Annotated in this window: 13 protein-coding genes and 2 riboswitches; of the genes, 9 read left to right on the top strand and 4 right to left on the bottom strand. The window is 62.5% G+C overall.

Going from position 1 to position 13,359, the window contains the following annotated elements; all coding sequences use genetic code 11:
• Positions 1 to 13 precede the first annotated feature (13 nt).
• The 3 genes from I6E81_RS10565 to I6E81_RS10555 all read left to right on the top strand — a co-directional run bounded on the left by I6E81_RS10565 (position 14) and on the right by I6E81_RS10555 (position 3,432).
• Entirely contained in the window at positions 14 to 1,018 is a 1,005-nt protein-coding gene (locus tag I6E81_RS10565; RefSeq protein WP_197107408.1) for a Ppx/GppA phosphatase family protein, read from the top strand.
• Positions 1,015 to 2,052, top strand: a complete 1,038-nt coding sequence (locus tag I6E81_RS10560) for an LLM class flavin-dependent oxidoreductase (protein ID WP_197107407.1) — start codon at positions 1,015 to 1,017, stop codon at positions 2,050 to 2,052. Before I6E81_RS10565 ends, I6E81_RS10560 begins: the two co-directional genes overlap by 4 nt.
• A gap of 111 nt (positions 2,053 to 2,163) precedes the next feature.
• Positions 2,164 to 3,432, top strand: a complete 1,269-nt coding sequence (locus I6E81_RS10555; RefSeq protein ID WP_197107406.1) for a Fic family protein — start codon at positions 2,164 to 2,166, stop codon at positions 3,430 to 3,432.
• Here the strand turns inward: I6E81_RS10555 and I6E81_RS10550 are convergent.
• Positions 3,417 to 4,769: an MFS transporter gene (locus tag I6E81_RS10550; RefSeq protein WP_197107405.1), complete on the bottom strand. Its 1,353-nt coding sequence runs from the start codon at positions 4,767 to 4,769 to the stop codon at positions 3,417 to 3,419. The two genes, I6E81_RS10555 and I6E81_RS10550, sit on opposite strands and share 16 nt — an antisense overlap.
• Positions 4,760 to 4,869: riboswitch (TPP riboswitch) on the bottom strand. (Overlaps the previous gene by 10 nt.)
• Before the next feature lie 195 nt (positions 4,870 to 5,064).
• On the opposite strand from I6E81_RS10550, the gene I6E81_RS10545 reads away from it, so the two are divergent.
• The 3 genes from I6E81_RS10545 to I6E81_RS10535 are packed head-to-tail and all read left to right on the top strand — an operon-like array spanning position 5,065 to position 6,968.
• Positions 5,065 to 6,354, top strand: coding sequence for an iron-containing redox enzyme family protein (locus I6E81_RS10545; RefSeq protein WP_231604133.1), 1,290 nt, complete (start codon positions 5,065 to 5,067; stop codon positions 6,352 to 6,354).
• Positions 6,351 to 6,557 (top strand): CDGSH iron-sulfur domain-containing protein, encoded by a 207-nt coding sequence (locus tag I6E81_RS10540; protein ID WP_197107404.1) that lies wholly within the window; start codon positions 6,351 to 6,353, stop codon positions 6,555 to 6,557. The genes I6E81_RS10545 and I6E81_RS10540 overlap by 4 nt, the downstream gene beginning before the upstream one ends.
• 21 nt (positions 6,558 to 6,578) lie before the next feature.
• Entirely contained in the window at positions 6,579 to 6,968 is a 390-nt protein-coding gene (locus I6E81_RS10535; RefSeq protein WP_197107403.1) for a PPOX class F420-dependent oxidoreductase, read from the top strand.
• 94 nt (positions 6,969 to 7,062) lie between these two features.
• Here I6E81_RS10535 and I6E81_RS10530 read toward each other — a convergent pair whose 3' ends face one another.
• Positions 7,063 to 7,227: a hypothetical protein gene (locus tag I6E81_RS10530; protein WP_197107402.1), complete on the bottom strand. Its 165-nt coding sequence runs from the start codon at positions 7,225 to 7,227 to the stop codon at positions 7,063 to 7,065.
• Between the two features lie 214 nt (positions 7,228 to 7,441).
• Here I6E81_RS10530 and I6E81_RS10525 point away from each other — a divergent pair, with 214 nt between their 5' ends.
• Positions 7,442 to 9,103 (top strand): VWA domain-containing protein, encoded by a 1,662-nt coding sequence (locus I6E81_RS10525; RefSeq protein ID WP_197107401.1) that lies wholly within the window; start codon positions 7,442 to 7,444, stop codon positions 9,101 to 9,103.
• 89 nt (positions 9,104 to 9,192) lie between these two features.
• Here I6E81_RS10525 and ctlX read toward each other — a convergent pair whose 3' ends face one another.
• Positions 9,193 to 10,185, bottom strand: a complete 993-nt coding sequence (gene ctlX, locus I6E81_RS10520) for a citrulline utilization hydrolase CtlX (protein WP_197107400.1) — start codon at positions 10,183 to 10,185, stop codon at positions 9,193 to 9,195.
• Between the two features lie 7 nt (positions 10,186 to 10,192).
• Positions 10,193 to 11,224, bottom strand: coding sequence for an ornithine cyclodeaminase (locus I6E81_RS10515; RefSeq protein WP_197107399.1), 1,032 nt, complete (start codon positions 11,222 to 11,224; stop codon positions 10,193 to 10,195).
• 131 nt (positions 11,225 to 11,355) lie between these two features.
• Between I6E81_RS10515 and I6E81_RS10510 the strand changes: the two genes are divergently transcribed.
• Both I6E81_RS10510 and gcvT read left to right on the top strand, forming a co-directional pair.
• The gene (locus I6E81_RS10510) at positions 11,356 to 11,787 is read left to right on the top strand and encodes an Lrp/AsnC family transcriptional regulator (protein ID WP_197107398.1); all 432 of its coding nucleotides are present in this window, start codon (positions 11,356 to 11,358) and stop codon (positions 11,785 to 11,787) included.
• Positions 11,788 to 11,938: 151 nt separating this feature from the next.
• Positions 11,939 to 12,060, top strand: a riboswitch (glycine riboswitch).
• A 139-nt stretch (positions 12,061 to 12,199) separates the two neighbouring features.
• Positions 12,200 to 13,357, top strand: coding sequence for a glycine cleavage system aminomethyltransferase GcvT (gene gcvT, locus I6E81_RS10505; protein WP_197107397.1), 1,158 nt, complete (start codon positions 12,200 to 12,202; stop codon positions 13,355 to 13,357).
• The last annotated feature ends 2 nt before the right edge of the window (positions 13,358 to 13,359 follow it).

Below are 13,359 nucleotides of genomic sequence, written 5' to 3'. Positions count from 1 at the left end.
TTCAGGAGAACTCATGACCCGAGTCGCCGCCATCGATTGCGGAACCAACTCGATCCGCCTGCTCATCGCCGACCTCGACGGGCACGGCGGGCTGACCGATGTGCTGCGCACCCTCGAAGTCGTGCGTCTGGGGGAGGGCGTCGACCGCACCGGCCAGTTCAGCCAGGGTGCCCTCGATCGCACCATCGCGGCCGTACGCCGCTACGCCGATCTGTGCCGCGAGCACGGTGCCGAGCGCATCCGTTTCGTCGCTACCTCTGCCACACGGGATGCCGCCAACCGCGCCGAGTTCACCGACGCGGTCGTCGCAATTCTTGGCGTGCCGGTCGAAGTGATTCCCGGAACCGAAGAAGCCGCGCTGTCGTTCCGCGGAGCGCTCACGGCGTTGCCTGCACCCGAGCCAGATGCCGCAACCAACGGCGCGCTAACGCCCCAACACCTCGTCGTTGACCTCGGCGGGGGCTCCACTGAGCTTGTGATCGGTGGCAACATCCCTGAAGCGGCATATTCGATGGATGTTGGCTGCGTGCGCTTGGCGGAGCGCAACATCACGAGCGACCCGCCCTCCGAATCTGAGCTCGCCGCCATCCGTAGCGACGTTGGCGCAGCGCTCGACATCGCAACCGCAACCGTCGACCTCTCACAGGCAACCGAGGTCATCGGAGTCGCGGGCACCGTCACCACAATCACCGCGCACGCCCTCGGCCTCACGAGCTACGACCCGGTCGCGATCAGCGGAAGCCGGTTACCGCTCGCAGACGTCCTCCGTTCGTGCGAAGCGCTCACTCTTATGCCGCGCACCGAACGCGAAGCCTTGCCCTACATGCACCCTGGCCGCGTCGACGTGATCGCCTCCGGCGCCATCATCTGGGCCACGGTGCTTCACCGAGTGGCGGAGGCGGCGGCTGCAGCAGGTCACCCGCTCGAGTGGGTCACGACGAGCGAGCACGACATCCTCGACGGCGTTGCCCTCTCGCTCGGGAATAGCGCGCCCGAGTCACCGGTTTCGCCGGTATGACAAAACTTGGGTTCCTCTCTTTCGGGCACTGGCAAGACGTTGAGGGGTCGCGCACTCGCACTGGAGCTGACGCGCTGCTGCAGGCAGTGGAGCTCGCCGTTGCGGCAGAGGAAGTCGGCGTCGACGGTGCCTACTTTCGGGTGCACCATTTCGCGCGCCAGCATGCATCGCCGTGGCCGTTGCTCTCCGCCGCGGCTGCCCGCACCAGCACCATCGAGCTCGGTACCGGCGTCATCGACATGCGCTACGAGCACCCTCTGGCCATGGCAGAACTAGCGGCGCAAGCAGATCTCATTTCCGCGGGACGACTGCAGCTAGGCATCAGCCGAGGCTCACCCGAAACGGTGATCGACGGATGGCGCGCTTTCGGTTACGAACCGGCAGCGGGAGAGAGCGATGCCGACATGGCTCGCGACCACACGGACAAGTTTCGCCGTGCGATCACGGGCGAAGGGCTCGCTCCCGGCAATCCGCAGATGATTGGCACGAGCGCTTTGCAGCCGATTCAGCCGCAGGCACCCGGACTCAGCGAACGCATCTGGTGGGGCGCAGGCACCCGGGCCACCGCGATCTGGACGGCTGAGCAAGGGATGAACCTGATGAGTTCGACGCTTCTCACCGAAGACACCGGAGTTCCCTTCGATGAGCTGCAGGCCGAACAGATTGCGATGTTCCGGGATGCGTGGGCGAGTGCCGGCCACGACCGTGCACCACGGGTTTCGGTGAGCCGCAGCATCCTGCCCATCATTGACGATGAGACCGAGTACTACTTTGGCATCCAGGGGCAGGTCGAGCAGCGCGATCAAGTCGGCATGCTCGACGGTTCGCGCTCCCGTTTCGGCCGCTCCTATATCGGAGCCCCCGACCTGATCGCAGCCGAGCTCGCGCGCGACGCAGCCATTCAGGCTGCTGACACCCTGTTGGTTACCGTGCCCAACCAGCTCGGGGTCGAGTTCAACACTCGTATTCTCGAAGCGCTCGTGAAGCACGTGATGCCCGTGGTCGATGCGGAGAGCGCGCCTTCGGTCGCCTGAGAATCCGACCTCTTCGACGGCGTAGACCCGTCACTCGCGACGACGCCTAAAATAAGGTTAGATGCACTAAACTTATTTTATCGCCCCATTCGCGAACCTTAGGTGGCCACCATGTACTACGTCGATCTGCTGTGGAATCCACAAGATGGCGCTGGGTTGAGCCGCAAAGACCGCGCAGCTGGCACGTTTCGTGCGTTCGTTCCCGACGAGCTAGATCTAGTGCTCCCACGAATTTCCGATGAAGCAAGCCAGGCGGCAACGGATGCCCTCGCCGTTCTCGCGCGGGCAGACGAACGCATTGGCGCGAAAAGTGGATACCTCAACCATCTCCTGATCCGGTCCGAAAGTATCTCTTCGTCGTGGATTGAAGGAAACCGGGTCACTCCCAAAAAACTCGCGATCGCCGAAGTGTTGCACCAGGGCAAGAGCGTTGCTCTCGACGTGATTGCAAACGTGAGAGCAACGGAAGAGTCGATTGATGTGCTGGCCGACCGCACGAGGCCGGTCAGCCTCTCTGACATCGAACATCTGCAACACGTTATTGAGCCGTCCCTCCCACCCGGGATTCGTCGCGAGCAAAACTGGGTCGGCGGAAATGGCTGGTCGCCGCTGAGGGCAGAGTTCGTGCCGCCTCCCGAAACTGAGGTGCGCCGATTGCTCGATAACCTTGCCCACTTTGTCACCGCCACTGAAGGCAACCCTGTCGTTCGGGCGGCGCTCGCCCACGCTCAGTTCGAAACCATTCACCCTTTTATCGATGGCAACGGTCGCACGGGCCGAGCTCTCATCCACACGGTGCTGAAGCGGTCGGATGCCCTGCGCAACATTCTCGTGCCGATCTCCACCGTTTTCGCCGGCAACAAAGACTCCTACATCGACGGCCTCACCGATTTCCGGGCAGATCGTGTCGATGATTGGATTGTCGGATTCTCACGTGCGGCCGAGCAGGCTGCGTCCAACGCCGTCGAACTCGCCCAAGACATCACGCAGCTCGACGGTGTACTGCTCGATCAGCTTTTCGCTTTTCGAACCGAGAGCGGGCTGTCGCCAGCGCAACCACGGCGGGGAGCCGTCGTTGTGAGTGTGCTCAAGAATCTCCCATCCGAACCTGTTCTGACAGCAGAGCGGGTCGCAGCAACCTATGGAGTCTCGACGGTCGCGGCACAGGGCGCTCTCAACCAACTCGGTGAGGCGGGCATCCTGTCTCGCACCAAGGATCACAAAGGGCGACTGGTGTGCTGGACCTCGGACCGACACCTCGGACTCGTTGCGCTCACCGAACGCAGCAATCGAATCGGGGGCGGGGACACCTCCGACGGTAAGCCCCGCCATGCGCCGGCCGCCCCCGACGTCGATGCAGTGGGTCAGCTGCGCAACTGAGGCTGCGACTCACCGTCAAGATCAACCCCCGCCGTCTCCGGCCCCAGAAACGCCCCCACAGCAATCAGCACCCCGCCGAGTGCGAGCAACGCCGCAACCGCACCCTGCTGCCCCAACACGCCTTGCATCGCGGGCAGGTAGTACGGGTAGAGCGCGGGAATCACGATCGACAGGCTGTACCCGACCCCGTACCCGCTCGCGCGCACCGAAGTGGGGAACCGCTCCACGAGGTACGCCCCGACTGGCCCGTACGCCGACACCGTCACGACTTGAAGCGCGACTACTCCGAGCACGAGCTGCCCCAGACTGGGTGCCGCAAACACCGCGAGAAACGCGAGCGGTCCGGCCACGGCGGTCAATAGCCCAAAACCCATAAAGAAGCGTCGCCGTCCGGTGAAGGTCGAGAGGTGACCGCAGGCTGCCATGGTGAGAGCGGATGCCGCGGTGCCGATCATCATCGCGAATGACAGGGTTCGACCATCCAGTGTCCCTGTCGCGCCCAGCGCCCCTGCGCCGGAACCGAGTTGACCGGCCAGCACGGGAATCGCCATGTTGGTGAGTAGCCAGAGCCCGCTCATCATGATGAACACTTGCCAGAGCGCGCGGCGGTGGCGGCCGACGAGAATCTCTTTCAACGGGTTAGTGCGCTGCCCCGGGCGTTGCCACTGCGGCGACTCTTCGACCCGCGCACGGTAGTAGAACAGCATGGTGAAGGCGAGCAGCGAGCCCAGAATGAAGAGCGTTCGCCAGCCCCACTGGCTATAGGCGGCGGCGTCGAGCACGCTCTGCAGCACGAACACCATGCCCGCGATCGACGCGTTGGCCCAGGGCGACATCCACATGATGAGGCCGCTGACGAGGCCGCGCCGTTCGGGCCGCGACCATTCCATCGCGAGCGGAATGGCGGAGGTGTATTCGCCGCCCAGGAAGATGCCGCCCACAAAACGCAGCAGCAAAATCGCGGCCAGCGTGCCGCTGCCCAGCACCGTGTGATTGGGCACGAGCGCGATCAGCAGCGTCGTGAGAGCGACACCGAGCAGAGCAACTTTCGTGGTTGCCGTTCGCCCGATGCGGTCAGAGATCGATCCGAAGATCGCCGCCCCGATCGGGCGCCCCAGCAGGGTTGCGACGAAGATCAGGCCTGCGTTCCCGACCAGATTGTCCGAGCCAAACAGCTGAGCGGATGCCGGGGCCAGGGCGATGACCGGCAAGAAGATGTCGAACTGGTCGACATAGTTGCCGAAGATGCCGCCGCGCACCGCGCGTCGGGTGCCGAGCGGAGCAGCAGAGTCGGTTGCAGCAACAGAGACAGCGGGGGACGAGCTAGTGGGGCGCATGAGCCGTACTTCCTTCGCCGGCATTACCCGGGAGGTTCAACGGTCGAAGCTGCGTCAGCTTCCTCTCAGCCCTTGCCTGTGGGCTCCCGTGGGGACGTGCAACAACATAGCACTCGCGCGCCGCAGCAGCGCCGGCTCGCGAGCAGCAGTGACCCGACGTGCCGGCTGCTCGACGCCGCGGCATCCACCGGTAGACCTATCAGTTGAGCGTTCTCGGTGAGCTTACTGAGAAATATTTGGGAGCGCGGCAATTGCGTTGACGGCGCCCGAAACGGTTGGCAACATAAGTTCACCAATGAAGCTGAGCGGGCAATCGGGTGCCCGCTCTCAGGGCTTCGACACGATCGGAGAGGTCATGATGCACCCCACGGAGAACTCTCCAGCGCACGAAACCGCACCCCACAACGGCGCAGGTTACGACGCACCCGCAGTAGCCCCCAACACCAGTCCAGATGCAGCCAGCGCTCTCTGCGAAAATTGGCACGACGAGGAGATTGAGCCTCGCGGCCCGATCAGCTCGCTGCTCATCGACGCTTTCGCGAGCCAGTCGCCACCTCACACGATCGACGGTCTTGCCGACGAAGTGACCGCGGCTATCGAGAGCGGGCGCGACCTAGTGCGTGATGACGACGTGCAGCTTGCCCTCTACCTTCTTTACGGTCTGTACTACGGCCGCGTCGTCGAAAACGGTGACCAATGGGAATGGCATGTCGATACCATCGCCGCTCGCCTTGAGCTGGAACGAGCGTTCGAAGGCCAGCTCCGACGCCTAGTGCCCACGCCAGAGCTCCCCAACGCAGCGGCAGAAGATGTCGCGAAGGCGCTTTTCGCCCTCACTGCCCCTGATCCGGATGCCGGACCGAGTCTCTCGCGCCACGTCGCGAAGAGTCTTACCCGCGAACAGGCCGTCGAGTTCATGGTGCAGCGCTCCGTGTACACGCTGAAAGAGGCCGATCCACACTCGTGGGCGATCCCGAGACTTACCGGGCGGGCTAAGGCTGCGCTCGTGGAGATCCAGGCGGACGAATACGGCAACGGTCGACGCGAACGGATGCACTCGGAGTTGTTCGCGCGATCGATGCGGGGCATTGGGCTCGACTCTCGCTACGGCACCTATGTTAATTTCGCCCCGGCCATCACGCTCGCCTCGTTCAACATGATTTCTCTGTTCGGCATGAATCGCCGTCTCCGGGGCGCGATCGCAGGGCATCTGGCGGCATTCGAAATGACATCGTCGATTCCCAACGGGCTCTACGCCCGCGGTTTTCGTCGATTAGGTTTCGGCAAGAACGTCACCGAGTACTTCGACGAACACGTTGAAGCGGATGCCGTTCACGAGCAAATTGCCGCCCGCGACCTCGCCGGCGGGCTTGCCGAGAGCGAGCCGGCCTTGCTCAGTGAGATCTTCTTCGGTGCCCGTGCGTGCCTGCTGATCGACGACTGGGTAGGCGAGCACATCCTCGAGTCGTGGGTGGCCGGAGAGTCGTCGCTGCGTAAGCCTTTCCCCTTCGACGCAGTGCTCACCGGTAGGGGCGATGATCCCGCGTCCTCCGCATCGATCACGAGCGCGGGAGCGGGCCGATGAGTTCGTCAGAGAGTAAAGATGACGTTGAGATAGTGGCCTGCACCAACGGGCCACTGCTCGTCCGCGGCGAGATTGACCTGCGCTCCTCCGACGGTGAAGCTATTGAGCAGACACGCACAACGGTTGCTCTTTGTCGGTGTGGGGTCTCGGCGATAAAGCCGTTTTGTGACGGCACTCACAAGCTGATCAACTTCAAGGCGTAGTGCCACGGGGATAATGGGCGCATGACTGCCGCTGACTTTTCCACACTCGCCACCGAGACCTATGTCTCCGTCACTACCTTCCGCAAGTCAGGGGAGCCGGTGTCGACACCGGTGTGGGTGGTCGCCGACCGGGACCGATTGTTCGTCACTACGGCGCCCTCCTCAGGCAAGGTGAAGCGGGTGCGGCACACCCCTCGGGTTGAGGTCACGCCCTGCGATATGCGCGGCAACATTGTCGAAGGAGCCGTTGCGGTGCCGGCAACGGCAGCCGTGCGCGACGATACAGCGACGTTGGATGTAATGGATGCGGCCTTGAAGAAAAAATACGGTGCCAAGTACACCGCGATTCGCCTCGCGCAAAAGGTCCGTGGCACTGCGGGGCAGTCTGTGGCGCTCGAGATTCGGCTCTAGAGCCTGCGGCGACGCGCACTCCGCTGGCGGCATCTGTAGACGGCTCGATGAGTCTCGAATCCGAACCTTTTGACTACGAAGTCACGAAAGCTGGCTAGGTGCGCTTTTGTCGTGGCGGGCGTGAGGCTGTTGTGGCGGGCGTGAAGTTGTTGCGGTGCGCGATGCCGCTGCCAGCGCTCTGATTGAGCGACGACGCATTGTTGCGCAGGGGCTCGATTGTGCGCGCCTTTGTGGTGACATCGGCAGTTTTCGATCGCATAAGTGAGAAAAGCCTGTGGGTAACCGTTTCACTGACGCGAAATTGTGTCACTATTGTGTAGACCCCCGAAAGGGGGTCAACTTGTGGTTCCCCCGAAACCATGAGCACCCGTGATCGATGGAGTCCCCCTGTGTCCCGACCTCGCCACCGTTCCAGAACAATTAAATCCTGGTTCCTCCGCGCTAGTACACCCGCCCTCGCAACCCTGCTCACTTTGTCCCTCGCCGGTGGTGGCGCTCTCGTAGCGCTCGCCGCCCAGAACAAGCTCGACGATTTTGTGGCCCAGACTTTCGGATGCCCGAACGCAACCGAACTCGTCGTCGTCACCGATCCCACCATCTCGTCGACCGTCCAAACGGTTGCGAATGCTTTCAACGCTGAGCACGTTGGCCAGTGCCTCTCCGTCAAGATCGTGACGCAGCGCTCCGCTGATACTGCCGCGTTGCTGGCATCTGGCACGTCCACTGGTGCCGACGCCTGGATCCCTGATTCGCCGATCTGGCTCAACCGAGTGGAGAGCACAGCGACTGCTCTCGGCCGCGAAATCCCCAAGATTCAGGAGTGGGATTCGATCGCCTCGAGCCCGCTTGTGCTGGCAACCCCGGCCGTGAAGGTCGCGGAGTTCGAAGCGTCAGAGGTGGGCTGGGGTGCAATCCTCGACGGCCGCTACCGCACGTTGCTGCCCGATCCCGAGTCGTCATCAGCGAGCATGATCGCGCTGGCTACGCTCAATGACCTTGCCGCAGACACCGACCCTGCTGACTTCGATCGAGTGCTGATGAATCTGGGGCGCTCAATTCCCGATTCCACGAAGGCAGCGTTCACCGAGCTCCAGATCTCCGACTCCCGCATGGTTGCGCTCGCGACCGAGCGCGAGATTGTGGAACACAACGCGTCCAGCCCTGACGAGCCTCTGGTGGCGCTCTATCCGTCCGAAGGTACCGTTGCCCTCACCTACCCCTTTGTGGTGGTTGATAGCTCGGGAGTCACCGAGCTCGAAGCGTCACGGATGACGGAAGAAGAGCGCACAGAACTCGCCGAGCTTGAGACCTCCCGCACGAAACTCCTCGAGGAATTTGCTGACCTCGTTCGAGGCTCATCTCAGGTTTTGAACGCCGAAGGCTTCCGCGACAACGCCGGTGAGGGGGAGATCCTCGCGTCCGGTGTCATCGCAGCCCCGGTGGCCACCAAGACCGTCGGAGACACCGACGAACTCGTCGGCATCCTGCGCAACTGGAACGCCCTCAACCTTCGCTCGCGCATCCTCACCGTCGTTGACGTGTCTGGTTCCATGCTTGAGCGGGCCTGGGATGGTCAGCGCCGCATTGAGATGTTCCAAAACTCCGCGGAGGATGCCTTCAGCACTCTCTCGGAGGATGACGAGCTGGGCATGTGGCTCTTCTCCAAGGAGCGAGTCGGTACTGAAGACTGGGAAGACGTCGCGGGCATCCGCTCGATGAATGACCCCGAGCATGTCGAGAGCCTTCAGGCGATCATCGACACACTCCCGTCGCGCATCAACGGCTACACCGGACTCAACGACACCGTTCTGGCTGCGGTGACGCACGTGCGCGAAGACTTCAACCCCGACAAAGTCAACTCGGTGATCCTCATCACCGACGGTCGCAACGAAGACGACAACGGCATCTCCTTGGAGAAACTGGTCGACGAACTGAACGCGATGATCGACAAGAACACCGACGAGCCCGTTCCCGTGGTGCTCGTCGGAATTGGGCCAGACACCGACGTCGAGGCGATGCGAAAGATCGCCCAGGTCACCGGTGGAACGGCCTACCAAGCAAACAACCCCACCGAGCTCAGCAATGTGATGCTCGAGGCGTTGTCACAGCGCGACTGCCGCCCGAACTGCAGTTAGCGAACGCCCAGCACCTGCGGCACCACCGGTGTCGCAGGTTGCTGCGGTCTGCGGCGAAAGCGGAGGGACCCGCTTCCGCCACAGATTGGCTAGGCGCCTGCTGTCGGGGCTGCTTCGGCAGCGCCGGCAGCAGGAACGCCGGCGGCAACATCGGCCGCCATGCGTGAACGACGATCCAAGTGGATGCCGGCCACCATGCAGCGCACAGAACCACCAGCCAACTCAATTGTCGGAATATCCAGCGGCACGATCTCGCAACTCGCTTCGATCACCGAGCGCTGAGCCGGCGTGAGGCTCGCGAGCGCCCGGGTAGAGAGTGCCAAGATGCGGCCGTTCGGAGTCTTCAGCTCGAGAGCGTTGCCCGCGAAGTTCGCAATCTGATCAGCCGTGAGGTCGATCAGAGTGCGGCCCGGAGCGGTCAAGCGTTCAGCCATCTCCATCCGGCGGTCTCCCGAGGCGATCAGGTCGAGACCGATCATGGCGAAATCGGTCGCGATGCACATCATGACGTTGGTGTGATAAATCGGCACACCGTGGCTATCGCGGGCCTCAAACATCATCGGCTCGTAGCCAAACGAAGCGCAGAACCGCTCTAACGCGAGCGGGTTGGCGCGGTGCGACTCAGCCGCATACGCCACCCGGTTGGTGTGGTCGATGACCATCGCGCCGGTGCCCTCGAGGTAGATGCCGTCGTGTTCCAGGCCGGAATAGTCGACAACATCCTGCACCCGAAAGTCGTGCTTCAACATCTCGATGACATCGGTGCGTCGTTCCGTGCGGCGGTTCGGCGCATACATCGGGTACACGGCAACGCGGCCACCACTGTGTGTCGAGAACCAGTTGTTCGGGAACACACTGTCGGGGCGCGTGCTCTCCTCATCCTCGAACACGTGGATGTTCACGCCCGCGTCACGCAACGTCTCGGCCACCTGGGTGGATTCGTCGTACGCGGCGCGAGCGATCTCATCCGGGGTTCGGCTGGGATCCGTTGACTGGAAGGCATTGTCGCCCGCAGTTTGACTATTCGGTGTGAACCGGTGAGGGCGGATGAGAACAGCGGCCGTCGGGGCTTGAACGCTCACCGGTGGTTTATGCGGTCAGCGCAGGAACGCGCGATACGAGCGAGAACAGGTCCTTGGGGTCTGCCGGGTCGGCAATGAGGTCAAGGTCGGTGGCGTAGTCGGTGTCGCGCACGGCATCGAAGACATAGCGCAGGGCCGAGAAGTCTTCGATTGCGAAGCCAACGGAGTCGAAGAGGGTTACCTCTTCGGCAGACGTGCGGCCAGTTGCGGTCCCAGCGAGCACTTCCCACAGCTCGGTGATGGGGGAGTCAGCTTCAAGCTGCTGGATCTCACCCTCGATGCGGGTCTGCTCCGGGAACTCGACAAACACGGTCGAGTTGCGCACGATGGCCTCTTCGAGCTCTGTCTTGCCCGGGCAGTCTCCGCCAATGGCGTTGAGGTGCATTCCGGGTTCGATCATGTCGGCGGTGAGAATCGTCGCGTTCTTCTTGTCTGCGGTGCAGGTCGTGACGATGTCGGCGCCCGCAACAGCGTCTGCTGCTGAGGTTGCGCGCACGATGTCGAAACCGAGTGGCTCAACGTTGCGAATGAACTTGTCCATCGCAGCGGGGTCGGTGTCCCAGACGCGCAGGCTCGTGATGCCGAGGCCGGCGCGGAAGCCGAGTGCCTGGAACTCCGACTGAGTGCCGGTGCCGATGAGGGCGAGAACGCTCGAGTCGGGGCGAGCCAAGGCGCGCGCCGCCATGACGGAGGTCGCAGAGGTGCGCAATGCCGTGAGCAGGGTCATCTCCGAGAAGAACGTGGGGTAGCCGTTGTCGACGCGAGCGAGCATGCCGAGCGCGGTGACGGTCTGGAAGCCCAGTGCAGGGTTGGAAGGGTGGCCGTTGACGTACTTAAAGCCGTACGTTTCGCCATCGCTCGTCGGCATCAATTCGATGACGCCTTCGGGGGAGTGGGCGGCAACGCGAGGTGACTTGTCGAACTGGGGCCACTTGGCATAATCCTGTTCGAGGTAACCCACGATGCCCATAATGATCGGCTCGATGCCGGTGTCGGCAATCCAGCGGCGCATGTTGTTGACGTCTACGTAGTGAACCATGGTCACTCCTTTCGTTGCGGTATTAGAGCTTCCTACGTTACGAATATGCACTATGTACCTACAACTCCCAGTCAACCCTATTTCCGGCCAATAACTATGCATAATGGGAGGCAGAATTGTACAATTTGTTCATGTCTGACTTAGATGACCTTGATCGCCGCCTGTTAGCCGCCCTTCGAGCTGATGCGCGCGAGTCAGTGGCGAGCCTCTCGCGTCGACTTAACGTCACGCGCGCGACCGTCACAAGCCGTATCGATCGCCTCGTGAGCAACGGCACCGTTCTCGGGTTCTCGATCCGCATTAGAGAAGACCGCGACCCTTCTTTCATCCGGGCGATTGCCTTTGTCGAGGTAGAAGGGCGATCGACGGATTCCGTGATCAGCCAGCTGCGCGGTCTGCCCGAGATCCATGAACTCCACACCACCAATGGCGCGTGGGATCTGGTCGCCGACATCCGCACCGACAGCCTGAGCAACTTTGACCGTGTCTTGGCCCGCATGCGCAATGTGGAGGGTGTCGTGAACAGTGAAACCAGTTTGTTGCTCAGCTCAGCACTCCTCTAGCCCGACCGCCGATGCCCATCCGCGTCGCTGCTGTAGACCACCCGAGCACCAGTCGGCCGAAAGGGCACGAATTGCTCGCTCTCGGCGTGCTCATCGGCGCGAGCATCCGCCCCGCATTGCTATGCTGAACTCACAACTGAACATCGGGCCGCAACACGATGCGGGAGAGCCGGGCATCTAGCGCTAGTCAACAGAAATTGGCAGGCGCCAGGCCGGCACCGAAGGAGCAAGCCTCCCCGCCAATCTCTCAGGTTCATGTACCGCATCGCACTTGGCCACTCTGGAAAGAGAACCTCGCATCACCCTGAGGTTCCGCCGACGGTGAAAGCTCGCTAGCGTTTAGCGTGTGAAGCTCTCAGGCTCATCACAGAGGGGGAGTTCTATTCACTAGCCCATGCGCCAGGAGAACTCCGTGACCGATGTATCAAGTTCTGAAGCTTCATCCGCTGAATCTTCGCCCACCGCGGTGAGGTATTCACCGCTGCACAGCATCCATGAGCAACTCGGTGCTGCGTTCACCGATTTCGCTGGCTGGATGATGCCGGTGCGGTACAGCTCCGACCTCGCCGAGCACCATGCCGTGCGCACCGCTGCCGGCATTTTCGACATCTCGCACATGGCCGAGATTCACGTGCGCGGCGCTGACGCTGGCGCGTACCTCGACTATGCGCTCGCGGGCAAGCTCTCGGGTATTGCCTTGGCTCAAGCCAAGTACAGCCTGTTGCTCAATGAGGCGGGTGGCATCATCGATGACCTCGTCACCTACCGCCTCGCTGATGACCACTTCTTGGTTGTCGCCAATGCCGGAAACCGCTTTGCCGCAGCAACAGCGCTCACTGAACGGGCCGTCGGCTTTGAGGTCGCGGTCACCGATGAGAGCGACGACTACGCGCTCATCGCCGTTCAAGGTCCGGTGTCGCGTGCCATCCTCGAGGCGACCGCGGGGCTCACCGGCTTTGCGACACCGCTCGACGAACTCAAGTACTACCGCGAAACCGCGGCCACCTTCAACGGCACCGACCTCATTATCGGCCGCACCGGCTACACGGGCGAAGACGGCTTCGAGCTATACATTCATGTGGATGCCGCGGCCGACCTCTGGGCTGCACTCACGGTTGCCGGCGAACCTCTCGGTCTCGTGCCCGCCGGTCTCGCGTGCCGAGACACTCTCCGCCTCGAAGCGGGCATGCCGCTGTATGGACACGAACTCAACCTTGGCACCTTCCCCGTGCAAGCTGGCCTCGGCCGCGTTGTTGCACTCAGCAAAGAAGGTGACTTCGTCGGTCGCAGCGCGATCGAAGCGGGCCCGGATGTCGGTGCTCGCGTTCTCGTCGGTCTCGCCGCCGAGGGCCGTCGCGCCGGTCGCGCTGACTACCTTCTTTTTCACGGTGACACCGAGGTGGGAGTCATCACCTCCGGCGCGCTGTCGCCAACGCTGGGGCACCCGATCGCTATGGCTTACGTCGACTCCGACGTGAGTGAGGTCGGCACCGAGCTTCACATTGATGTGCGGGGCAGTCGCATTGCTGCATCCGTTGTTTCCCTACCCTTCTACAAAAGAGAGGCCTGATC

The organism is Salinibacterium sp. NG22, assembly GCF_015864925.1.
In the GTDB taxonomy this organism is placed as follows: domain Bacteria; phylum Actinomycetota; class Actinomycetes; order Actinomycetales; family Microbacteriaceae; genus Rhodoglobus.
The sequence above is the reverse complement of the archived record's forward strand: the minus strand, read 5'-3'. Positions and strand labels throughout refer to the sequence as shown.

What these genes read in the sequence shown, in the direction of transcription:
- I6E81_RS10510 (WP_197107398.1), top strand. Translation starts at nt 11,356, where the DNA reads ATGTCTGACTTAGATGACCTTGATCGCCGCCTGTTAGCCGCCCTTCGA.
- I6E81_RS10555 (WP_197107406.1), top strand. Translation starts at nt 2,164, where the DNA reads ATGTACTACGTCGATCTGCTGTGGAATCCACAAGATGGCGCTGGGTTG.
- I6E81_RS10535 (WP_197107403.1), top strand. Translation starts at nt 6,579, where the DNA reads ATGACTGCCGCTGACTTTTCCACACTCGCCACCGAGACCTATGTCTCC.
- I6E81_RS10530 (WP_197107402.1), bottom strand. Translation starts at nt 7,227, where the DNA reads ATGCGATCGAAAACTGCCGATGTCACCACAAAGGCGCGCACAATCGAG.
- I6E81_RS10560 (WP_197107407.1), top strand. Translation starts at nt 1,015, where the DNA reads ATGACAAAACTTGGGTTCCTCTCTTTCGGGCACTGGCAAGACGTTGAG.
- I6E81_RS10565 (WP_197107408.1), top strand. Translation starts at nt 14, where the DNA reads ATGACCCGAGTCGCCGCCATCGATTGCGGAACCAACTCGATCCGCCTG.
- I6E81_RS10550 (WP_197107405.1), bottom strand. Translation starts at nt 4,769, where the DNA reads ATGCGCCCCACTAGCTCGTCCCCCGCTGTCTCTGTTGCTGCAACCGAC.
- I6E81_RS10545 (WP_231604133.1), top strand. Translation starts at nt 5,065, where the DNA reads ATGAAGCTGAGCGGGCAATCGGGTGCCCGCTCTCAGGGCTTCGACACG.
- I6E81_RS10515 (WP_197107399.1), bottom strand. Translation starts at nt 11,224, where the DNA reads ATGGTTCACTACGTAGACGTCAACAACATGCGCCGCTGGATTGCCGAC.
- I6E81_RS10540 (WP_197107404.1), top strand. Translation starts at nt 6,351, where the DNA reads ATGAGTTCGTCAGAGAGTAAAGATGACGTTGAGATAGTGGCCTGCACC.